Consider the following 19,570-nt stretch of genomic DNA (forward strand, 5'->3'; position numbering starts at 1 on the left):
GTTATCAAAGCGATCAGTCCATGCAGAGCAGCAGCCTTCCCCGTTGGTCCCTGATCGCGTGCGCCGCCGCCAGCCTGGCCTTGCCGCCCGTCATGGCGGCCGAACTGGGCGAGATGGCCGTGCTGTCGCATGTGGGCCAGCCTCTGCTGGCCGAAATCGAACTGACTGCCCTGGCGCCCGAGGAAGCCAATGGCGTGGCCGTGCGCCTGGCCTCGCCCGATGTGTACCGCGGTGGCGGCATCGGCATGGATCCGGCCTTGCAAACCTTGACGATCAGTCCGCTGGAACGCGGCGGGCGCCACTATGTGCGCGTGAGTACCCGGCAAGCGATCCAGGCGGGCCATGTGCATCTGTATTTGTTGCTGGGCAGTGGCAATGGCGCCGTCGTGCGCCTGGGCACCGTGTGGCTGGCAGCGGCCCCGCCTGCTGCCGCTGCCGTCAGTGCGCCAGTCCGGCCCGCGATTCCGTTGCCTGCGCCCGTATCCGCACCGCTGCCACGGGCTGCGGCCGGCGCGCCGTCGCCCGATGCCGCCGCGCTGGCGGCCCGCGCGCGCGCCGAGGGCCTCGTGCGCCCGGCGCGCGCGTTCGTGCCGCCGGCCGCGCCCGCGCCGGCTGTACCCGCGTTGCGTCCGGCGCCGTTGCGCCGCGCGACGGCGCCCGTCGCCGCCTGCGCGCCGCAGGCCAATGTGGAGCAGGCGCAAGCGTGCGTGGCGCTGGATGAGAAAAACGCGGCTTTGAATGAGAAGCTCGGCGAATTGGAGGGCAAGCTCGGCGCCTTGCAAAAGGCGCTGGCTCAGCCTGCCACCGCTGCCGCCGTCGCTGCGCCTGCTGCCGCGCCGGCCGAGGCGCGGGTGCCGCATGCCAAGCCCAAGCCCCTGGTGCCGCCAGCGGGCGAGAAGGCGGCGGGTGGCAATGGCTTGCTGTGGCTCGGCATCGGCACTCTGGTCTTCCTGTTGCTGACGGCGGTCATCGTGTATGTGGCGCGCAAGCGCAAGCAGGCGGCCGGGCCGGGCGCGCCGTCGAAATACTGGGTCTTGCTGCGCAAGCCCTTCAGCCGCAAGAAGAAGGATGTGCCCGTGCTGACGGAAGCGGTGGAAGGCGGGGTAGGGGCCGAGCCGGAGCCGGAGCCCTTCTCGCGTTAACGCTGATGCAAGGCGGCACGACAATTTGATATAAAAAAAGATATTGAAAAAATACATGGAAACGCTTGCCAATCGCGTTGCTTAATTCTTAAAGATGGTGATATGATTAACTCAGTGGACTTGCTCTACGACAAAACAGCCCCAGCCTGGCGCAGTCACCAACGATAGTGTGGCGCGGCAAACAGGTGTAGCGTTGCATAAACGCCTGGGTCTGGAAGCGGTTTGCGATGCCGACGATGTGCTCGCGAACGCCGGATGCAACCGGCAGCGAGGCGACGCCAGGAGATACCTGGGGCTCGCCTTCCAAATTCCCCCACCCCCCCCCTCCTTGCCTGGTGCCGCAGATGGCGCGCTCCCTGGCACGGAGGCAGACGCAAAAAAAGCACCCGCAGGTGCTTTTGTCGTTTCTGGTGCGGCAAGTTTCTTACATGTGGGCGCGCGAACCTTGCATGGCGCTCGGCAGCTGCGTCATCCACGGTTCCGTGATGTTGCGGATTTCGCGGTCATTTGCCAGGATTTGCTTGAGCAAGTCGATCTTGCGCAGGCGCGAGGCGCCTGCCAGGGCGGGCACCTTGCCTGTCATGGTCGCGCTGGCGGCGCTGGCGCACTGGTTTTCCAGGGTATCCAAGCCATCCCAGTCGCTCGAACGTGCGGCCACGACCATTTTATTGGTCATTCCTGCAATATTTTCATACATCGAGAGAACGTCGTTGGAGGTCATGAGCACACCCGTAACTAGTGAATGGATTACCGCTTGTCTAGATTAACGGCAGCTGCAACGGGAACTTGAGGGTGTTTTTGAAAAAAAATGAAAATAATTTAGATGATTGCTTACCTGCTGCCGGAATCGCCTCCCAAGCCGCATGCCTGCTGGCGTCGTGGTGACAGGGGAATGTGTTGCGGCGCTTCAAAACGCGTTATGATTTTGCATACTACTGTCGTTACTTTGCCTGAAAGGATCACCATGCGCGTTGTCACTGCTGCCGCTTCCTCTTTCCCTGCTTCCTGGCGCAAGCGCGCCATGGCGCTCGCCCTGTCCGGCATCGCCCTGGCCGGGGGTGCCGTCCACGCGCATGGCCAGGAGGCGGCCGCCAATCCTGCCGCCGCGATGGCGGCACCCACGGCTGTCTTGCCCGGCGACGATTTCTACGATTACGTGAATGGCGACTGGCTGCGCGGCACGGATATTCCCGCCGACCGCAGCAGCTGGGGCTCGTTCGCCATCCTCGCCAATGCGACCAACGAGCGCATCATCGCCCTCGTCGAAGGCCTGGCGGCGGCGCCGCAGGCGGATGCATCGGCGCGCCAGGTCAGCGATTTCTACCGTTCCTGGATGGATGAGTCAGCTATCGAAGCGCAAGGCTGGGCGCCGATCAAGCCGCTGCTGAAGAAGATCGATGGCATACGCGACCAGGCAGGATTGGCCCGCGCGCTGGGCGAGAGCTTGCGCGCCGATGTCGATCCGCTCAATGCCACCAATTTTTATACGGAAAACCTGTTCGGCCTGTGGGTGGCGCAAGATTTGAACGACACCACGCGTAACGTGGCCTATCTGCTGCAAGGTGGACTGGGCTTGCCCGACCGCGCGTTCTACCAGGGGGGAAGCGCCCGCATGCAGGGTTTGCGCGCGGGCTACCAGGCGCATATCGCCGCCATGCTCAAGCAGGCCGGCTACCGCGATGCGCCGGCCCGCGCCGCGCGCGTGTTTGCGTTGGAGCAGCAAATTGCCGCCAGTCACGCCAGCCGCGAGGATTCGGCCGATGTCGCCAAGGGCAATAACGCGTGGCGTGCCGCCGACTTCGCCAGCAAGGCGCCGGGCCTGGACTGGAAGGCCTTCTTCCAGGCGGCGGGCCTGGGCAGGCAGACGGACTTCATTGTCTGGCATCCGACGGCCATGACGGGCAGCGCGGCCCTGGTGGCGAGCGTGCCGCTGGCCACGTGGAAGGATTTCCTCGCCTTCCACGCGATCAACCATTTCAGCACGACCTTGCCGAAGGCCGCCGCCGACCAGCGCTTCGCCTTCTACGGCAGCGCCCTGAGCGGCACGCCGCAGCAGTCGCCGCGCAGCAAGCGCGCGCTGGCGGCAACCAACGCGGCCCTCAGCGACGCTGTCGGCAAGCTGTACGTGGAGCGCTATTTCCCGCCTGAATCGAAAGCCCGCGTGCAAGACATGGTGACGAATATCGTCGCCGCCTTCTCGCGCCGCATCGACAAGCTGGACTGGATGGCGCCGGCCACCAAGGCGCAGGCGCAGGAAAAACTCAAGACCCTGTACGTGGGCGTCGGCTATCCGGAACGCTGGGACAACTATGCGGGCTTGCGCGTGGTGCGCGGCGATGCGCTGGGTAATGTGCAGCGGGCGGAACAGTTCCACTACCGGCAGGAGCTGGCCAAGCTGGGCCAGTCGCCTGACCGCAAGGCCTGGGCCATGCCGGCACAGCTGGTCAATGCCGTCAACCTGCCGCTGCAAAATGCGCTGAACTTTCCGGCCGCCATCCTGCAGCCGCCATTCTTCGACCCCCAGGCATCCGATGCGGCCAACTATGGCGGCATCGGCGCCACCATCGGCCACGAGATCAGCCACAGCTTCGATGACCAGGGCGCCCAGTTCGACGCCCAGGGCAAGTTGCGCGACTGGTGGACGCCAGCCGACCTGGCGCATTTTCAGACCGCATCCAAGCAATTGGTGGCGCAGTTCGCGGCCTACAAGCCGTTTCCCGACCTGGCCGTGAATGGCCAGCTGACTCTGAGCGAAAACCTGGCCGACCTGGCCGGCGTGGCGGCCGCGCATGACGCGTTCACCTTGTCGCAGCAGGGCAAGCCGGTGCAGGCGGATGCGGACCGCGATTTCTTCACGGGTTATGGCGTCAGCTGGCGCAGCAAGGCACGCGAAGCGGCGGCGCGCCAGCAAATCCTCACGGATGGCCATGCGCCGGCGCAATACCGGGCCGCCACCGTGCGCAACCTCGACGCCTGGTACCCGGCCTTCGACGTCCAGCCGGGGCAGCAGCTGTATCTGGCGCCGGAACAGCGCGTGCGCGTCTGGTAGGTTATAAAGCGGTGCCAGCGCGCAGTGCGCTGGCACCGTAAAATGGCGGCACATATCGACAGGACCGCCATGAAGCCAACCCCACCGCAAGACCCCATCCACGCCATCACCCATCGCACCCTGGCTCATTACGACGCCAGTGCCGAGCAGTTTTTCGAAGGCACGCGCGACCACGACGTCAGCCAGAACATCGCCGCGCTGCTGGGGGCCATCGGCAAGCCGGCGCCCCTGGATATTCTCGACCTCGGTTGCGGCCCTGGCCGCGACCTGAAGGCGTTCACGGCCATGGGCCACCATGCCACTGGCGTCGATGGCTGCCCCCGCTTCGTCGAGATGGCGCGCGCCTACAGCGGCTGCACCGTCTGGCAGCAGGATTTCGTCGACCTCGATCTGCCCGCCGCGCATTTCGACGGCGTGTTCGCCAATGCCGTGCTGTTCCACGTGCCCAGCGCCGCCTTGCCCGGCGTGCTGCGGGCTTTGTACGCGTGCCTGAAGCCCGGTGGCGTGCTGTTCAGCTCGAACCCGCGCGGGCAGAACCAGGAAGGCTGGAATGGCGCGCGCTATGGCAGCTATCACGACGAAGCGACGTGGGCCGCCTACGTGCAGGCGGCCGGTTTTATCTTGATCGAGCAGTACTATCGCCCCCCCGGCTTGCCGCGCGACCAGCAGCCGTGGCTGGCGACGGTCTGGCGCAAGGGTGCGCAGGCGTAATTGACGATGTCGGCGCTGTGTTAGGAACCGTACAGAGCCTTTGATCCCCACTGCGTACTATGGATACATCGACACGCAACAAGCAGCGTGTGAGCCGCAGTACCGGCCCTTGTCGGGCTGGACAACAGATGTACCAACTACAGTGAGGATCCATCATGAACAAAGATCAAGTCGAAGGTAAACTGAAGGAAGTCGGCGGTAAAATCCAGGAAGCCGCTGGCAAAGTCGTCGGCAGCGAAGAACAGCAAGCCAAGGGCCTGGCAAACCAGGTCGAAGGCAAAGTGCAGAAGAAGGTTGGCGATGTGAAAGACGCGGTGGAAACCGTCACGCGCAAGCCATAATTTTTGCTCCAGCATAAAAAAACCGCCGCCTGTCGCGAGACAGGCGGCGGTTTTTATTTGTGGGCGCGCTTTACTTCGCTACGCCCAGGTTCTGCTTGAAGAACATCTCGATTTTCTTGTACACGTGGCGCTGGCCCGCGCGCGACGAGATGCCGTGCTTGGCGCCCGGATACGTCATCAGGTCGAACTGCACGCCGCGGTTCACCAGCGCGTCGATCAATCGCGTGCTGTTGCTGAACAGGACGTTGTCGTCGGCCATGCCGTGCACCAGCAGCAGCGGCGACTTCAGGCCGTCGAGGTGGGCGAACACGGTACTGGCCTTGTAGCCATCGACGTTTTCCTTCGGCATGCCGAGGAATTGCTCCGTGTAGTGGGTGTCGTACAGCGACCAGTCGGTGACGGGCGCCACCGAGACGCCCATGGCGATCTTGTCGGAGGCCGCCGACAGCAGGCGCAGGGTCATGAAGCCGCCGTAGCTCCAGCCGAACACGCCGATGCGTTTTGCATCGACGAAGCTTTGCTTGCCCAGCCAGTCGATGCCGACCAGCTGGTCCGCCACTTCGGCCGCGCCCAGGTTGTGGTAGATGGCGTCCGTGAATGCGCGCTCGCGGCGCGACGAACCGCGGTTATCGAGGCGGAAGACGACAAAGCCCTGCTGCGCCATGTACTGGTCGAAGTTGTTGCCCCAGCGGCGAGCCACGTGCTGCGAGTGCGGGCCGCCATACGTCGACAGGTAGACGGGGTAGCGTTTGGCAGCGTCGAAGTTCGACGGCTTGACGATGGAGTAATACAGCGTCTGGCCATCGTTGGCTTTCAGGGTGCCGTACTCCGTCGGCAGGTGGTCGGCCTTGTATTTCGCGTACGGGTGGCTGGCGTTCAGCGCGTTTTCTTCCAGCCAGCCCACCATGGCGCCGTCCGGGCGGCGGATGCTTACTTGCGGCGGCGTGGCCGGGTCGGAATACGTGTCGACAAACACTTCGCCATTGCGCGAGAACGTCGTGTCGTGCCAGCCATCGGTTTTCGTCACGCGCTGCGGCTTGTCGGCCGTGCTGCCATCGAGGGCCAGCGCGTAGGTCTGCTTGTCGATCACCGCGTCGCGGTTCGACGAGACGAACACCTTGCCCGTCTTCTGGTTCACGGCCAGCACGCTGTCGATGCCCCATGCGCCGGAAGTGACCGGGTGCAGCAGCTTGCCGCCCATGTCGTACAGGTACAGATGGTTGCGGCCCGTGCGTTCGGACGACCAGAGGAAGGTGCCGTTCGACAGGAAGCGCAGGTCGTCATGGATGCTGACCCAGGTTGTCGACGTTTCCGTCAGCAGGGTGCGCTGCGCCAACGTCGTGGCATCAACGGCGACCAGGTCGAGGGTCTTCTGGTCGCGCGACTGGCGCTGGTACACGAGCGACTTGCTGTCCGCGCTCCAGTCGGCGCGCACCAGGTAGATGTCCGGGTTCGTGCCCAGGTCCACCTGGCGCTGCGCGCCCGTTTCCGGCGAGACGATCAGCAGTTGCACCAGCACGTTCGGGTCGCCGGCAGCCGGGTAGCGCTGCTCGACGACGTCGGTGCGGTCGGCGAAGATTTCAAAGCGGCGCACGACGGGCACCGGTGTTTCGTCATAGCGTTTATACGCGATGGCGGAATCGTCGGGGGCCCAGTAGTAGCCGGTGCGCTGGCCCATTTCTTCCTGCGCCACGAATTCGGCTTCGCCGTTGCGGATGGTGCCCTTGCCGTCCGTCGTCAGCTGGCGTTCCTTGTTTGTTTTGAGGTCGATGACATAGATGTTCTGGTCGCGCACGAACGACACATAGCGGCCTTTCGGCGAGATTTTCGGGTCGAGCACGTTGCCCTTGGCGACCAGGCGCGCCTTGTCCGGGTGGGCCGCGTCGACCAGGTACAGATTGCCGGCCAGCGGCACCAGCAGCTGCTTGCCGTCCGGCGACCAGCTGTAGCTGAGAATGCCGTTCAGGCTGGCCGTGCGCTCGCGTTCGCGGCGCGCCTGCTCTTCGGGCGAAATCGTTTCATTCGGCACCAGCGCCTTCGAGTCGACCAGGCGGTGCGTGCTCTTGTCCTTCAGCTTGAATTCCCACAGGTCGAGCTGGAACTGGTTGTCGGCGCGGCCGCGCAGGAACGTGACGCGCTCGCCATCGGGCGAGACCTTCAGGTTGCGCACGCCGGGGCCGGCCAGCGCCGGATCGGCGTGGATGCGTTCCAGGGTCAGCTTTTCAGCCGATGCGGGAACGCTGGCCATCGCGGCCAGGAAACAAAGAATAAAACGCATGGATGTCTCGGTAGTTGGAAGGGAAGGGCACTGCATGTTAAGGCGAGCTTGAGCGTTGCCTAAGCGTAAGACGATACCAGAGCGTGCCTGTTTATGCGATAGCTCCGGCCACGGAATAAGGCGTTCCTGGCCGTATTTCCTTCGATGGAAATATCCGATCGCCACTCATTCCATGGCGCTTTGCCTGGTCAGGCCAATATCGACCCTGCGACCACGGTCAGGCATGCGCCGCCTATCCAGGCGTGGCCATCGCGGAAGATCACGGACACGCGGCCGTCGCGCTGCAGGCACGTGCCCTGGCGGACCGTGTAGTCGGCGCCCGCCAGCAGATGCGCGATGCAGGCGTTGGCGCTGCCCGTGACGGGATCCTCGACCAGTGCGCCGTGCTCGCTGAGCAGCGCGCGCACTTCGTAGTCGGCCGGCCCGCCTGCGCCGTGCGGGCCGTACAGCGCCAGGCCGTCGGCGCCGGCGGCGGCCAGCAATGGCGTCAGCGCGGCGATGTCGGCGCGCACGGCCAGGCAGGCGGCGGCGCTGGCCAGCGGCACGCACAGCCAGCGGATGCCCATGTCGACGACGGTGGCGCCAGCGGCGGGTGTGCCGCCCAGCGCTGTTTGCAGCAGCGGCAGCAGCGCGGGATCGAGCGCGCGCGTGGTGCAGGGCGGCGCCTGGAACGCCAGCACGCCGCCGGCGCCGCGTTCTATCGGCACCAGGCCGACGCCGCATTCCTGCACGATGCGCGCGCCCTTGGGCTGCATGCCCGCATCGAGCAGGGCATGCGCCGTGCCCAGGGTCGGGTGGCCGGCGAACGGGAATTCCATCTCGGGCGAAAAGATCCGCACGCGGTAATCGGCGGCGGGATCGCGCGGCGCCAGCACGAAGGTGGTTTCCGACAGGCCCGTCCAGCGCGCGATCGCCTGCATCTGCGCGTCATCGAGGCCATTCGCGTCGAGCACTACGGCCAGCGGATTACCCAGGAAGGGCACTGTGCTGAAGACATCGACTTGCCTGAAGGGGCGTTGTTGCGGCATGGTGGCTTCCTCGCTGGCTTATCGGGCTGTGCGCAGGCGCTGCAGCGACAGGCGGTTCAAATACCAGGTCAGCAGCACGGCCGCCACCGTCAGGCCCGTGACGAGGCCGATCCAGAAACCGGCGGCGCCCATCGGCTCGGCCGGCGACCAGATGAAGCCTGACGGCGCGAGGCCCAGCACGTAGCCGATCGGCAGCGAGAAGCCCCAGAAGGCCAGCAGCTGGATCAGCATCGGCTGGCGCGTCACCTTGTAGCCGCGGATGGCGCAGGACGTCGCCACTTGCGTTGCGTCGGACAGCTGGAACAGGGCGGCAAACAGCAGCAGCTGCGCGCACAGGGCCTGCACCTGCGGGTCGGACGTGTAGGCTTGCGCGATCTGGTGGCGGAACACGGTGATCAGGGTGGCCGAGACGATGGCCGCCGTCAGCGACATGGCCACGCCCACCCAGGAAATGAAGCGGGCGCGGCGCAGATTGGCTTCGCCCACGGCGTGGCCCACGCGCGTGACCAGCGCGATGCCGAACGTGAGCGGCACCATGAAGACGACGGACGAGAAATTCAGGGCGATCTGGTGCGCCGACACCTGGATCACGCCGAAGCGCGCCACCAGCAGGCTGATGACGCCAAACGCACTCACCTCGGCAAAATAGGTCACGCCGATGGGCAGGCCCAGGCGCAGCATGGGGCCGATGGACGACAGCTGCGGCCCTTCCCAGTGCGTGAACGGATACGTGGCGCGGTAGGCGGGGGCGATCCTGATCCAGGCCAGCATGGCCAGCAGCATCATCCACACGCAGCAGGTGGTGGCCACGGCGCAGCCCACGCCGCCCATCTTCGGCATGCCCCAGTGGCCGTAGATCAGCAGATAGTTGACAAGGATATTCAAGCCCAGCGCGGCCAGCGCGATCACCATCACGGGCTTGGTCTGGTTGATGCTGGTACTGTAGCCGTACAGCGCGCGGTAGGCGGCGAACGGCGGCAGCGCGCAGCTGATGATGTGCACGAACAGCTTGGCCTTGGCCGCCACGGCGGGTTCCAGCATCAGGTGGTCGAACACCAGCGCCGCCATGTTCGTCAGCAAACAAGCCACCAGGCCCACGAGCAGCGCCTTCCACAGCGACTGGCGCACGATGTGCGGCACCCGGTCGTGGCGCGCGGCGCCGATTTCATGCGCCACCAGGGTATTGATCGCCATCATGATGCCGCTCACGGTGACGAGCACGATGGACCAGATGGCCGCGCCCAGCGACACGGCGGCCAGTTCCTCGGGATTCGTATGGCCCGTCATCGCCACGTCGGCCGCGCCCATGCCGACGGTGGCCAGCTGGCCGATCAGGATGGGCCAGGCCAGCTTCCACAGAGACGAGACTTCAGTGCGGATGGCGGGCAGGGTGAACGAGGTAGTGTGTGGCATGGGCGGCAAGCTTGACTAAACACAAGATTCTACCGGCATTCGCCGTGCTTGTCCGCCGCCGCTCCCGGGAGATGCCCGGAGGGGCGCCGGGCGCGGTAATCATTTGTTACAGCTAAGTGGGCCGGTCGCGGATAGACTGCGTGCTCTATTTGGCAAAATGACCAAATAGTCAACCGCAGTACCCTGACTATGGAGTAAGACCATGTTGAAGAAAGCCTTGAATTGCGCCCTGTTGCTGGGCGCCGCCATGACGGCCGAACTGGCCGGCGCCGGCGAACTGACCCTGTATTCGCGCGACGATTATCACGGCCGCTCACAGACCGTGCGCGATGCCGTCGCCGACCTGGAAGACCTCCGTTTCAACGATACGACGCAAAGCATCCGCGTGCGCTCGGGCCGCTGGGAAGTATGCGAGGAAGCCGATTTCCGCGGCGCCTGCTTCCTGCTGGAGGCGGGCGAGTATCCCTCGCTCGATGGCCGCGCCAACAAAATCACCTCGCTGCGCGAAGTGCGCGGCGGCTGGGGTGGTCATCCGGGCCGCGATCGCGACGGTGATCGTGACCGTGGACGCGACTGGGACGGCCGCCGGGACCGCGACCGTGAGCACGGCCATTTGCCAGGGCGCTCGCTGGGCGGCGAACTGACCTTCTATACGCGCGACGATTTCGCCGGCCGCAGTTTGACCGTGCGCAACGCCTCGGCCGATTTGCGCGAGCGCGATTTCAACGACACGGTGCAAAGCGTGCGCGTGCGCTCCGGCTATTGGGAAGTGTGCGAGGACGTGGATTTCCGCGGCCGTTGCCGGACACTGGTCCCCGGTGAATACGCAAGCCTGGAACGCATGAGCAACCGCATCTCGTCGGTGCGCGAAGTGCGCTGACGCCAAGCGGGCAGGAGTGGCCGGTCCCTGCCGGGGCCGGTTATTGCTTTTGGTAACAATTTATTGTGCTTTTCCCATACTTTGTTACACCGTTTTTTCTACGGATGGCTACACTGACATCAGTTGTCATGTCGATCACTAAGCTTTGCCGCCACCGGAGACCGCCCCATGAATCGCCCATTCGCCTTTGCACTGCTGTGCGCCAGCTCGCTGTTTGTCCATCTCGCGGCGCAGGCCGGCGAAATCCGCCTGTACACCGATGATAATTTCAAGGGACGCGTAGTCGTCTTGCGCGATACGACGGATGACCTGTCGCGCGTCAGCTTCAATGACACCGTGTCGAGCATCCAGGTCGATGCGGGCAGCTGGGAAGTGTGCACGAACGCCGATTTCAAGGGCGATTGCAAGACGCTGGAACGGGGCGACTATCGCTCGCTGCCGGGCATGAACGACAAGATCTCGTCCGTGCGCGAAATCGGCGGCGGGCAGGGTAGCGGCGGCAGCGGTGGCCGCCGCGCGGCGCTGGAACTGTATGCCGACGGCGGCCAGCGCGGCGCCTCGGCCGGCGTGAATGCGGACCGCGACGACCTGGTCGACATCAGTTTCAATGACCGCGCCAGCAGCGCGCGCATCGAGCATGGCTACTGGCAGCTGTGCAGCGATTCGAATTACCGTGGCAGCTGCCGCGTGTTCGGACCTGGCAGCCACGATGACCTGGGCAGCCTGAACGGGCGCGTATCGTCGGCGCGCCTGGTCGATCCGCGCGAAGAGAACCGGCCGCAAAACGACGAAGGCCTGGTGGTGCTGTACGGCCGCGCATTCCTGAAGGGCCCGGGGCTGCAGGTGAACCGCGACGTCAGCGACCTGGTGCGCCTGAATTTCAACGACCAGGCCGGCTCCATGACCATCAACGAAGGCACCTGGGAAGTGTGCACGGACTCGCAGTTCAACGGCACCTGCGAGCGCATGGGCCCGGGCAAGTATGAAACCCTGGGCACGACGCTGGACAAGCGCATTTCCTCGCTGCGCCGCCTGTATTGAGCGTGTGATCGAGTTTTGCCCGTGGCCTTGTATTTGTTACACTAGCATCCTGGCGCAAGCGCCAGGCAAATCATCACCAAAGAATGAAGAATGGAGTTAATCATGACGGGCCCTTTCAAACATGCTGCGGCATGCACCGCAACCTTGCTGCTGTCGCTGGCGGCCCATGCCGGCGCCCATGCGGGCGAGATCACCCTGTTCGAGGATGATAATTTCCGTGGCCGCGCCGTGACCCTGCGCGAAACGACGGACAACCTGTCGCCCGAGGGCTTCAACGACAAGGCGTCCAGCATCATGGTGCGTTCGGGTACCTGGGATGTGTGCACGGACTCCGGCTTTCGCGGCAATTGCCGCAGCCTGGGGCCAGGCGAATACCGCTCGTTGCCAGGCATGAACGACGCCATCACCTCGGTGCGCGAAACGGGGCGCGGCGATGGCTACAATCCGGGCCGCCCGGGCCGCGACCCAGACCGTGGCCATGGCGGCTATGGCCGTGGCGGCAGCCTGGAAGTGTATTCGGGCGCGGGCCAGAATGGCGGCTCGGCGCGCCTGAACCGCGACACGGACGATTTCGTCAGCATCGGTTTCAACGACCGCACCACCAGCATCGTCATCTATAACGGCTACTGGCAGCTGTGCAGCGACTCGAACTACCAGGGCACTTGCCGCATTTTCGGCCCCGGCCGTCACGACGACCTGGGGCGCGGCCTTGACGGGCGCGTCTCCTCGGCGCGCATGGTCGACGAGCGCGAAGCGCGCCGCCAGCAGCAGTATGAGCGGCCGCAGTACGAGCAGCAGTATCCGCAATACCAGCAGCCGCAGTACCAGCAGCGCGGCGCCGTCCTGCTGTTCCCCGAGGCGGGCATGCGCGGCGAACCGCTGACGCTGGATCGCAGCACGGAAGACCTGGTGCGTCTCAATTTCAATGACCGCGCCTCGTCCATCGTCGTCAACGAGGGCCAGTGGGAAGTGTGCAGCGATTCGAACTTCCGCGGCCGCTGCGAAGTGATCGGGCCGGGCGAATATGGCCGCCTGAACGCCATGGAAAACCAGATTTCCTCGCTGCGCCGCGTGCGCTGACCGCGTCCTGACGCCGTGCTGACAGGCCGCCTGCCGGGAATGCCCCGCCAGGCGGCTTTTACATTCCCAGCCGTGTGCTGACATTTGCTTGCCCTTTGTTACACTCGCCGCCTGCCGCCTGGACTACACTGGCGAAAATGTCTCAGTATTGGAGTTGTCATGGTTCGATCTTTCCGCCCCGCGCTGCTGTGCGCCGCCACCTTCCTCGCCCCCCTTGCCGCATCCGCGGGCGAAATCACCCTGTTCGAGGACGCCGGTTTCCGCGGCCGTCCCGTCACCCTGCGTTCCGATGCGGGAGATTTGTCGCGCATGGGCTTTAACGACAAGACCTCCAGCGTGATCGTGCGCTCAGGCACCTGGGAAGTGTGCAAGGACGCCAATTACCGGGGCAACTGCCGCACCCTGGGACCGGGCCGCTACAGCAGCATGCCGGGCATGAACGACGCCATTTCCTCGGTGCGCGAAGCGGGCCGCCCGGGCCATGGCGGCGGTGACCACCGTCCCTACCCGCCGCGCCCTCCGCGTCCGGAGCCGGAGCGTCCTTATCCCGGCCACGGCGGCGGCCACCGTCCCGACATGCATGGCGCCGTGCTGATGTTCCCTGACGCCGGCATGCGCGGCCGGCCCGTGCGCCTGGACCGTGAAGTGCATGACTTGAACCGCTATGGCTTCAACGACCGCGCCGAATCGATCGTCGTCAATTACGGCCGCTGGGAATTCTGCGTCGATGCCAATTTCCGCGGCCGCTGCGTGGTGATGGGGCCAGGCAGCTACGGCCGCCTGCATGGAGGCCTGGACCGCCGCATTTCCTCGGTGCGCCGCGTGCGCTAGGCGCTTTCCGCTGCCATTTTCACCGCCCGCGCGCCCCGTGCCCCGCGGGCGGTGTTGTATTGTGCGCACGCGCTGTCGGCGCCAATTCGTGTACTCTTCCCATAGGCAGTTCAACCATGGGGAGCAAGCACGGTGGAATACAAGGACTACTACAAGGAGCTTGGCGTCGAGAAGACGGCGACCGAGGCCGAGATCAAGAAGGCGTACCGCAAGCTGGTGCGCAAATACCATCCCGACGTGAGCAAGGAACCGGACGCCGACAAGCGCACCAAGGCCCTGAACGAGGCCTATGGCGTGCTGGGCGACGCGGAAAAGCGCGCCGCCTACGATGAACTGGGCCGTAACCAGGGCGCGCAGGGCCAGCCCTTCCGTCCGCCGCCGGACTGGGGTTCGGGCTACGAATCGTCGGGCGCCGACGACAGCGATTTCTTTGCCGACCTGTTCGCCCACGTGGGCGGCCGGCGCCGCGCCAACAGCACCTTCCAGATGCAGGGCGAGGACAGCCACGCGGCCATCACCATCGACCTGCAGGACAGCTACCAGGGCGCCAAGCGGCACATCGTCATGCGCGTGCCCGAAGCGGATGCGCAAGGCCACGTGGTAACGCGCGAGCGTACCCTGGAAGTGACGATACCGAAAGGCGTCACGGAAGGACAGCAGCTGCGCATGAAAGGGCAGGGCAATCCCGGCAGTGGCGGTGCTCCCGCCGGTGATTTGTACCTGGAGATCCGCTTCCGGCCCGATGCGCGCTACAAGGTGGAAGGGCGCGACGTGTTCGAGACGGTGCCCGTCACGCCATGGGAAGCGGCGCTGGGCGGCGAGATCGACGTGCCCACGCCATCTGGCACGGTGTCCGTCAGCGTGCCGCCCAATTCGCAGACGGGGCGCAAGCTGCGCCTGAAAGGGCGCGGCATTCCCGCCGCCCAGCCGGGCGACCTGTATCTGCTGCTGGAAGTGGTGCTGCCGCCGGCGAACGACGACAAGGCGCGGGAACTGTATGCAACCATGGCGCGCGAGATGGCTTTCAATCCGCGCCAGAAGCTGGGAGGGTAAATCATGACAAACAAGGTAATTGGCGAATTGCTCGAAGACCGTGCCCTGAGCCTGGAAGAACTGGCGCGCGCCTGCGCCGTGGAGCCGGATTGGGTGGTGCAGCACGTGCAGACGGGCGTGCTGCTGCAGGACGGCCCGCCGGCGGGGCAACTGACGGCCTGGCGCTTCACCAGCCTGGACCTGGTGCGCGCGCGCCGCCTGCACGAAATCGAATCCGTGTTCGACGCGAACGCCGAACTGGCCGCGCTGGTGGTCGACTTGTCGGAAGAAGTGGCGCGTTTGCGCCGCCGCCTGCACGTGCTGGGCGTGGAGTAGTCCTTATGCAGGCTCGCCGTGCCGCTGCACCGTGAGTCTGCCGATATAGAATTGCCCATTGACGACGACCCGGTGCGGGATGCCGGCCACGTCGAAGCCGGGACCGCCGTCTTCCATCCATTCCTGCGCCAGCGAGTCGAACTGCTGCGGCGTCATGCGCAGCATCTGCGCCGTGATGACGAAGCGCGCGCCAGGTTTTTGCTTGTTGACGAAGTCGTCGATGCCGGCCATGTGAATCCTTGTAATTAAAAGTTGACCCAAGTAAAGGCCGGGGTCGGACCCTCAGGGGCAGCCCGTCCCAATGGGACGGGTTGCGATCCCGCAGGGACCGACCCCAGTGTCTGCCGTTGGGGGCTAATCATACCTGTGGCCCACTTTTTCTAAAACCCCTTCACTAGCAACGGCAACTGCTCCGCAAACCGCTCCGTCAGCCACTTGCCCGCCTGGCCAGGCGGCGTGTCGGCGCGCTGGATCAGGTAAATCGGGTAATTCTCGCCATTGTCGACGGCCAGCGGCAGGTGCACCAGGCGGCCTTCGGCCAGGTCTTCCCGCACCATCGCTTCGGGCATGTTGCCCCAGCCCAGGCCCGCGCGCAGCAGCGCGTGCTTGGAACCGAGGTCGCCCAGGCGCCAGTTGCGCAATCCCAGTACGCCAAAATCCTGGCCCTCCGTCAGCACGCTGCGGTCGCTGAGCACCAGTTGCACGTGTTCGCGCGCCACGCTGGAGGCAATCGGCCCTGCCTGCTGCGCCAGCGCGTGGCTGGGGGCGGCCACGGGAATCAGGCGCACGTGTCCGACGGCGAGGCGCTCGAAGACACTGGCCGTGGCCGTCATCCAGCCACCGAGGCCGATGTAGCAGCTGCCATCCATCACCAGCTGCGCCACGGCGCCCATGGCTTCGATGCGCAGGCGCAGGGCGACGGTGGGGAACTGCGCCTGGAACGCTTCCAAGACGCGCACCAGCACGCAGGTGGGAAACATCACGTCCACCACGACCGATACTTCCGCTTCCAGTCCGCCGGCCAGCGCCTTGGCGCGCGCGCGCATGCCGTCGACCTTCAGGGCCACGGCGCGCGCGTCGGCCAGCAGGGCCTTGCCCGCGTCAGTCAGGGTGGGTTTGCGCTTGCCGCGGTCGAGCAGCACCACATTCAGCTGTTCCTCCAGGTTGGCGATGGTGTAGCTGATCACCGATTGCGTGCGGTGCAGCTGGCGCGCCGCGTGGGCGAAGCCGCCCGCGTCGATGACGGCGACAAACACGCGCAACTGGTCGAGCGAAGGCTGGCCCGGTTCTCTCATGGTGACTCCATATCTAAAAATTCGATGCTAATCATTTATATTTATACGGTTTCATCGATGGTAGACCCGAACTATGCTGTGTGCAAGGGCCGCGATGCGGCATTCCAGTCTACCGTTTTCGAAGGAGCATTTCATGAGCAAAGTCTTGTACATCAATAGCAGCGTGCGCAACAGCGGTTCCCTGTCGCGTCAATTGTCCGGCGAATTCGTCGACAAACTGGCCGCGCAAGGCGCCAGCGTCGTTGCACGCGACCTGGCGGCGCAGCCCGTGCCGCACCTGACGGAAGAAGTGATGGGCGCCTTCTTCACGCCAGTTGAACAGCGCAGCGCGCAGGCGGCAGCGGCCGTGCAATTGTCCGATATCCTGGTCGATGAATTGCTGGCGGCCGACGTGCTGGTACTGGCCGCGCCCATGTACAACTTTTCCGTGCCGTCGACCCTGAAGGCGTGGATCGACCACGTGGCGCGCGCGGGACGCACGTTCCAGTACACGGCGACGGGCCCGGTCGGCCTGGCCACGGGCAAGAAAGCGGTGATTTTCACGGCCAGCGGCGGCGTCTACAGCGAAGGCCCGGGCGCCGCATATGACTACCTGAGTACCTATCTGCGCACGGCGCTGGGCTTCATCGGCATCATCGATATCGAGTTCGTGCAAGCCGAAGGCGTGGCCATGGGCGAGGAAGCCGTCAGCAGCGCGATCGCCAAGGGCCGTGCCTCGATCGAGGCGCTGGCTGCCTGAGTTCGCCCTAGTTCCAAAGAGGGATTGCCAATCTGCCATGGTTGACATAAGCTTGCCAGCGGCACGCCCCGTGCCAGCCTGGCGAGCCGTTCGCCATGAAAGTCCCTCATGCACAAGTTGGCAAGCGCGGTATTGTTCGGATGTTCCTTGTTTTCAGCAGGCATGGCGCTGGCGCAGACCGCGCCCCCTGCGCCGCCTCACGTTGGGCGCCACGCCTCCACGCCCGAGGATATCCGCGCCATCGAAAAAGTCGTCGCCGACTTCCAGGCGGCCTTGATCGCCAAGGATGTCAAGCTGCTGTCGTCGCTGCTGCTGCATACGAACATCCTGTTCGCCTCGCCGGCCGACGACGGTTTCATCAAGAAAATGCGCGACACGACGGACGTCCACTTCGACGGCGTCGGGGCGGCCGGCTATGTTGCATTCGCCAACTTCATCAAGCGCGAACCGCAGCGCACGGAAGAAAAATTCTACAACGTCAAGATCACCCAGGACCGCCATGTGGCGTGGGTCAACTTCGACTACGAATTCCTCGTCGGCGACAAATTGTCCAACTATGGCGTGGAAGCGTGGCAGATGGTCAAGCGCGATGGCGAATGGAAAATCCTCAGCGTCGTCTGGTCCATGCATCCCGCGGCCGAGGCGGGAAAATAGGCGCCAGACAGGCCGCGTCAGTCGCGCGGCAGTTCGCGAATTTCCACCGTTCCCCCTGCGTTCAGTACGGGGTTTCCGATTAACAATTTTTTTGCATCGTCTATACTTTCAGCTTGCACACGTAGATAGCCTGACAAGTGTGACGTGACCGGCCTCGCCTGGCCGGACTGGTGCACGCAGATACCGGGTCCGATGGAGCTGCCACCGCAGAAGCGGCCACTGGCCCTGAGCATGGCGAAGTAGTCTTCCCAGGCTGAGGTGGCGACGTCCACCGGTGTTTCCGTGTCGTCGTGCATGAAGATAATGTAGTCATTCATCTTTTTCTCCTGTGCCGCGTTATAAAAAGAGAGCTGAATTGAGTATCCTGAGCAATCGCGAGCGCATGGTTTTACCCTCACCGCGTCAGTCCGTAGAGACAAGCTGTCCGGCCATGTCATTTTTGGAGCGAACATCGTGCCGATAAAGTATGTTGATTTTTATGAGGTGAATTACACGGCAGAGCGCTTGCCGGGCTGCAAGCTATGGGGCGCCTACGTCGCCATCTATGCCCCTTCGCCCAATCCCATGCACCGGATGAATCTGGTTCGCAAGCGCCGGGTGTCTGCCGACCACCAGTTTACAACGGAAGCGGACGCCATGGCCGAAGCGGGCGAGGTGGCCGTCAAGCTGGTCGAGCGGCGCCAGCGCCGTTACGTCTTCCATCCCTGAACCGTCGCGTGGCTTGTTCCGGCGCAATTTGTTGCGAATGAGCACAGTCCTGGCGTAGCCGGTGCAGGCGCGCCGGCGAAGTTGCCCGTATCATGCGAACTATTGCCACGCCAGAGGACCGCCATGAAACGCCAGTTGCACCTGCTCGTCATCGACCCGCAAAACGATTTTTGCGACTTGCCCGCCGCCTGGCTGCCGCCGGATACCGCACCGGCGCTGGCCGTGCCTGGCGCCCACGCCGACATGCTGCGCGTGGCGCAACTGATCCGCGAAGGGGGCAGCGGTTTGACGCAGATCAGCGTGACCCTCGACGCCCACCACCGCTACGATATCGCCCACCCCGCCTTCTGGCGCACGGGCGATGGCGGCGCCGTGCCGCCATTTACGCAGATCAGCGCGCAGCAGGTGCGCGACCGCCTGTTCCTGCCCGCCGCCAGCGGCGCCTTGCCGCGCGCGCTGGCTTACCTCGATGCCTTGCAGCAAGCGGGACGCTATCAATTGATGGTGTGGCCCGTGCATTGCGAGATCGGCAGCTGGGGCCAGAATATCCATGCGGCCGTGCGCGCCGCCTACAACGCCTGGGAGGTGGATCACCTGCGAGTGGTGGCCAAGCTGAGCAAGGGTTCCAACCCATGGACCGAGCATTACTCGGCCGTCATGGCGGAAGTGCCTGATCCTCAGGATGCGGCTACCCAGCTGAACCTGGATTTCCTTGCCACCTTGTTGCCGGCGCAGCAGATTTATGTCACCGGCGAGGCGGGTAGCCATTGCGTGAAAGCCAGCACCGAGCACATCGCCGATTACCTGGAAGCGCAGCAAGGCAAGCCGGCCCTGTCGCGCCTGGTCTTGCTGACGGACTGCATGAGCCCCGTCACGGGCTTTGCATCACAGCAGCGCGACTTCCTTGCCGCCATGCATGCACGCGGCGCGCGGCTGGCCACCTCCGCCGACGTCTTGCCCGAATTGTTGGCCAACGCGGCTGCCTGAGCCATTATTAATCGTGCCCTGCTGA

21 protein-coding genes are annotated in these 19,570 nt (G+C 64.6%); 14 read left to right on the plus strand and 7 right to left on the minus strand.

Going from position 1 to position 19,570, the window contains the following annotated elements:
* The first annotated feature begins 20 nt into the window (after nt 1–20).
* Nucleotides 21–1,142: a type IV pilus assembly protein FimV gene (locus U0004_RS07520; RefSeq protein WP_070257519.1), complete on the plus strand. Its 1,122-nt coding sequence runs from the start codon at nt 21–23 to the stop codon at nt 1,140–1,142.
* 424 nt (nt 1,143–1,566) lie between these two features.
* Here U0004_RS07520 and U0004_RS07525 read toward each other — a convergent pair whose 3' ends face one another.
* A complete protein-coding gene (locus U0004_RS07525; protein WP_327076254.1) occupies nt 1,567–1,818 on the minus strand; it encodes a flagellar protein FliT in 252 nt (83 codons plus the stop codon).
* Between the two features lie 288 nt (nt 1,819–2,106).
* Between U0004_RS07525 and U0004_RS07530 the strand changes: the two genes are divergently transcribed.
* The 3 genes from U0004_RS07530 to U0004_RS07540 all read left to right on the plus strand — a co-directional run bounded on the left by U0004_RS07530 (nt 2,107) and on the right by U0004_RS07540 (nt 5,243).
* Nucleotides 2,107–4,191: a M13 family metallopeptidase gene (locus U0004_RS07530; RefSeq protein WP_071653690.1), complete on the plus strand. Its 2,085-nt coding sequence runs from the start codon at nt 2,107–2,109 to the stop codon at nt 4,189–4,191.
* Between the two features lie 69 nt (nt 4,192–4,260).
* Nucleotides 4,261–4,902, plus strand: coding sequence for a class I SAM-dependent methyltransferase (locus U0004_RS07535; RefSeq protein WP_070257589.1), 642 nt, complete (start codon nt 4,261–4,263; stop codon nt 4,900–4,902).
* A 155-nt stretch (nt 4,903–5,057) separates the two neighbouring features.
* Entirely contained in the window at nt 5,058–5,243 is a 186-nt protein-coding gene (locus U0004_RS07540; RefSeq protein ID WP_034759763.1) for a CsbD family protein, read from the plus strand.
* A 70-nt stretch (nt 5,244–5,313) separates the two neighbouring features.
* Here the strand turns inward: U0004_RS07540 and U0004_RS07545 are convergent, their stop codons facing one another.
* The 3 genes from U0004_RS07545 to U0004_RS07555 form a co-directional block, all read right to left on the minus strand.
* Nucleotides 5,314–7,521, minus strand: a complete 2,208-nt coding sequence (locus U0004_RS07545; protein WP_070257522.1) for a S9 family peptidase — start codon at nt 7,519–7,521, stop codon at nt 5,314–5,316.
* A 188-nt stretch (nt 7,522–7,709) separates the two neighbouring features.
* Complete coding sequence (locus U0004_RS07550; protein ID WP_070257523.1) at nt 7,710–8,549, minus strand: PhzF family phenazine biosynthesis protein; 840 nt, start codon at nt 8,547–8,549, stop codon at nt 7,710–7,712.
* A gap of 18 nt (nt 8,550–8,567) precedes the next feature.
* A complete protein-coding gene (locus U0004_RS07555) occupies nt 8,568–9,962 on the minus strand; it encodes an MATE family efflux transporter (RefSeq protein ID WP_070257524.1) in 1,395 nt (464 codons plus the stop codon).
* 202 nt (nt 9,963–10,164) lie between these two features.
* Between U0004_RS07555 and U0004_RS07560 the strand changes: the two genes are divergently transcribed.
* The 6 genes from U0004_RS07560 (at nt 10,165) to U0004_RS07585 (ending at nt 15,162) form a co-directional block, all read left to right on the plus strand.
* Entirely contained in the window at nt 10,165–10,842 is a 678-nt protein-coding gene (locus U0004_RS07560; RefSeq protein WP_070257525.1) for a beta/gamma crystallin family protein, read from the plus strand.
* Nucleotides 10,843–11,010: 168 nt separating this feature from the next.
* Nucleotides 11,011–11,883 (plus strand): beta/gamma crystallin-related protein, encoded by an 873-nt coding sequence (locus U0004_RS07565; RefSeq protein ID WP_070257526.1) that lies wholly within the window; start codon nt 11,011–11,013, stop codon nt 11,881–11,883.
* 102 nt (nt 11,884–11,985) lie between these two features.
* Complete coding sequence (locus U0004_RS07570; RefSeq protein WP_070257527.1) at nt 11,986–12,963, plus strand: beta/gamma crystallin-related protein; 978 nt, start codon at nt 11,986–11,988, stop codon at nt 12,961–12,963.
* 159 nt (nt 12,964–13,122) lie between these two features.
* Entirely contained in the window at nt 13,123–13,794 is a 672-nt protein-coding gene (locus U0004_RS07575; RefSeq protein ID WP_070257528.1) for a beta/gamma crystallin-related protein, read from the plus strand.
* Between the two features lie 132 nt (nt 13,795–13,926).
* Nucleotides 13,927–14,847 (plus strand): DnaJ C-terminal domain-containing protein, encoded by a 921-nt coding sequence (locus tag U0004_RS07580; protein WP_034781891.1) that lies wholly within the window; start codon nt 13,927–13,929, stop codon nt 14,845–14,847.
* Between the two features lie 3 nt (nt 14,848–14,850).
* Entirely contained in the window at nt 14,851–15,162 is a 312-nt protein-coding gene (locus tag U0004_RS07585) for a MerR family transcriptional regulator (RefSeq protein ID WP_034759737.1), read from the plus strand.
* A 3-nt stretch (nt 15,163–15,165) separates the two neighbouring features.
* Here the strand turns inward: U0004_RS07585 and U0004_RS07590 are convergent, their stop codons facing one another.
* Together U0004_RS07590 and U0004_RS07595 are read right to left on the minus strand one after the other, a co-directional pair.
* On the minus strand, nt 15,166–15,393 hold the full coding sequence (locus tag U0004_RS07590; protein WP_034781896.1) for a hypothetical protein: 228 nt from the start codon (nt 15,391–15,393) through the stop codon (nt 15,166–15,168).
* A 149-nt stretch (nt 15,394–15,542) separates the two neighbouring features.
* Nucleotides 15,543–16,457 (minus strand): LysR family transcriptional regulator, encoded by a 915-nt coding sequence (locus U0004_RS07595; protein WP_070257529.1) that lies wholly within the window; start codon nt 16,455–16,457, stop codon nt 15,543–15,545.
* A 133-nt stretch (nt 16,458–16,590) separates the two neighbouring features.
* Here U0004_RS07595 and U0004_RS07600 point away from each other — a divergent pair, with 133 nt between their 5' ends.
* Together U0004_RS07600 and U0004_RS07605 are read left to right on the plus strand one after the other, a co-directional pair.
* Nucleotides 16,591–17,196 carry an FMN-dependent NADH-azoreductase gene (locus U0004_RS07600; RefSeq protein ID WP_070257530.1) on the plus strand — a complete coding sequence of 202 codons (606 nt, stop codon included), beginning with the start codon at nt 16,591–16,593 and terminating at the stop codon, nt 17,194–17,196.
* A gap of 147 nt (nt 17,197–17,343) precedes the next feature.
* Nucleotides 17,344–17,850, plus strand: a complete 507-nt coding sequence (locus U0004_RS07605; protein ID WP_167468637.1) for a nuclear transport factor 2 family protein — start codon at nt 17,344–17,346, stop codon at nt 17,848–17,850.
* Nucleotides 17,851–17,867: 17 nt separating this feature from the next.
* On the opposite strand, the gene U0004_RS07610 is transcribed toward U0004_RS07605, so the two are convergent.
* Complete coding sequence (locus U0004_RS07610; RefSeq protein WP_070257532.1) at nt 17,868–18,167, minus strand: YciI family protein; 300 nt, start codon at nt 18,165–18,167, stop codon at nt 17,868–17,870.
* A gap of 136 nt (nt 18,168–18,303) precedes the next feature.
* Here U0004_RS07610 and U0004_RS07615 point away from each other — a divergent pair, with 136 nt between their 5' ends.
* Complete coding sequence (locus U0004_RS07615) at nt 18,304–18,558, plus strand: hypothetical protein (protein WP_034781908.1); 255 nt, start codon at nt 18,304–18,306, stop codon at nt 18,556–18,558.
* 123 nt (nt 18,559–18,681) lie between these two features.
* The gene (locus tag U0004_RS07620) at nt 18,682–19,545 is read left to right on the plus strand and encodes a cysteine hydrolase family protein (protein ID WP_070257533.1); all 864 of its coding nucleotides are present in this window, start codon (nt 18,682–18,684) and stop codon (nt 19,543–19,545) included.
* Nucleotides 19,546–19,570: the final 25 nt, after the last annotated feature.

It is taken from the genome of Janthinobacterium lividum (assembly GCF_034424625.1).
Lineage (GTDB): Bacteria > Pseudomonadota > Gammaproteobacteria > Burkholderiales > Burkholderiaceae_D > Janthinobacterium > Janthinobacterium lividum.

Excerpts from the sequence above, each read along its gene's own strand:
- U0004_RS07555 (WP_070257524.1), bottom strand. The coding sequence starts at position 9,962 with ATGCCACACACTACCTCGTTCACCCTGCCCGCCATCCGCACTGAAGTC.
- U0004_RS07620 (WP_070257533.1), top strand. The coding sequence starts at position 18,682 with ATGAAACGCCAGTTGCACCTGCTCGTCATCGACCCGCAAAACGATTTT.
- U0004_RS07550 (WP_070257523.1), bottom strand. The coding sequence starts at position 8,549 with ATGCCGCAACAACGCCCCTTCAGGCAAGTCGATGTCTTCAGCACAGTG.
- U0004_RS07595 (WP_070257529.1), bottom strand. The coding sequence starts at position 16,457 with ATGAGAGAACCGGGCCAGCCTTCGCTCGACCAGTTGCGCGTGTTTGTC.
- U0004_RS07560 (WP_070257525.1), top strand. The coding sequence starts at position 10,165 with ATGTTGAAGAAAGCCTTGAATTGCGCCCTGTTGCTGGGCGCCGCCATG.
- U0004_RS07575 (WP_070257528.1), top strand. The coding sequence starts at position 13,123 with ATGGTTCGATCTTTCCGCCCCGCGCTGCTGTGCGCCGCCACCTTCCTC.
- U0004_RS07540 (WP_034759763.1), top strand. The coding sequence starts at position 5,058 with ATGAACAAAGATCAAGTCGAAGGTAAACTGAAGGAAGTCGGCGGTAAA.
- U0004_RS07530 (WP_071653690.1), top strand. The coding sequence starts at position 2,107 with ATGCGCGTTGTCACTGCTGCCGCTTCCTCTTTCCCTGCTTCCTGGCGC.
- U0004_RS07545 (WP_070257522.1), bottom strand. The coding sequence starts at position 7,521 with ATGCGTTTTATTCTTTGTTTCCTGGCCGCGATGGCCAGCGTTCCCGCA.
- U0004_RS07525 (WP_327076254.1), bottom strand. The coding sequence starts at position 1,818 with ATGACCAATAAAATGGTCGTGGCCGCACGTTCGAGCGACTGGGATGGC.
- U0004_RS07600 (WP_070257530.1), top strand. The coding sequence starts at position 16,591 with ATGAGCAAAGTCTTGTACATCAATAGCAGCGTGCGCAACAGCGGTTCC.
- U0004_RS07590 (WP_034781896.1), bottom strand. The coding sequence starts at position 15,393 with ATGGCCGGCATCGACGACTTCGTCAACAAGCAAAAACCTGGCGCGCGC.
- U0004_RS07610 (WP_070257532.1), bottom strand. The coding sequence starts at position 18,167 with ATGAATGACTACATTATCTTCATGCACGACGACACGGAAACACCGGTG.
- U0004_RS07535 (WP_070257589.1), top strand. The coding sequence starts at position 4,261 with ATGAAGCCAACCCCACCGCAAGACCCCATCCACGCCATCACCCATCGC.
- U0004_RS07520 (WP_070257519.1), top strand. The coding sequence starts at position 21 with ATGCAGAGCAGCAGCCTTCCCCGTTGGTCCCTGATCGCGTGCGCCGCC.
- U0004_RS07570 (WP_070257527.1), top strand. The coding sequence starts at position 11,986 with ATGACGGGCCCTTTCAAACATGCTGCGGCATGCACCGCAACCTTGCTG.
- U0004_RS07565 (WP_070257526.1), top strand. The coding sequence starts at position 11,011 with ATGAATCGCCCATTCGCCTTTGCACTGCTGTGCGCCAGCTCGCTGTTT.
- U0004_RS07585 (WP_034759737.1), top strand. The coding sequence starts at position 14,851 with ATGACAAACAAGGTAATTGGCGAATTGCTCGAAGACCGTGCCCTGAGC.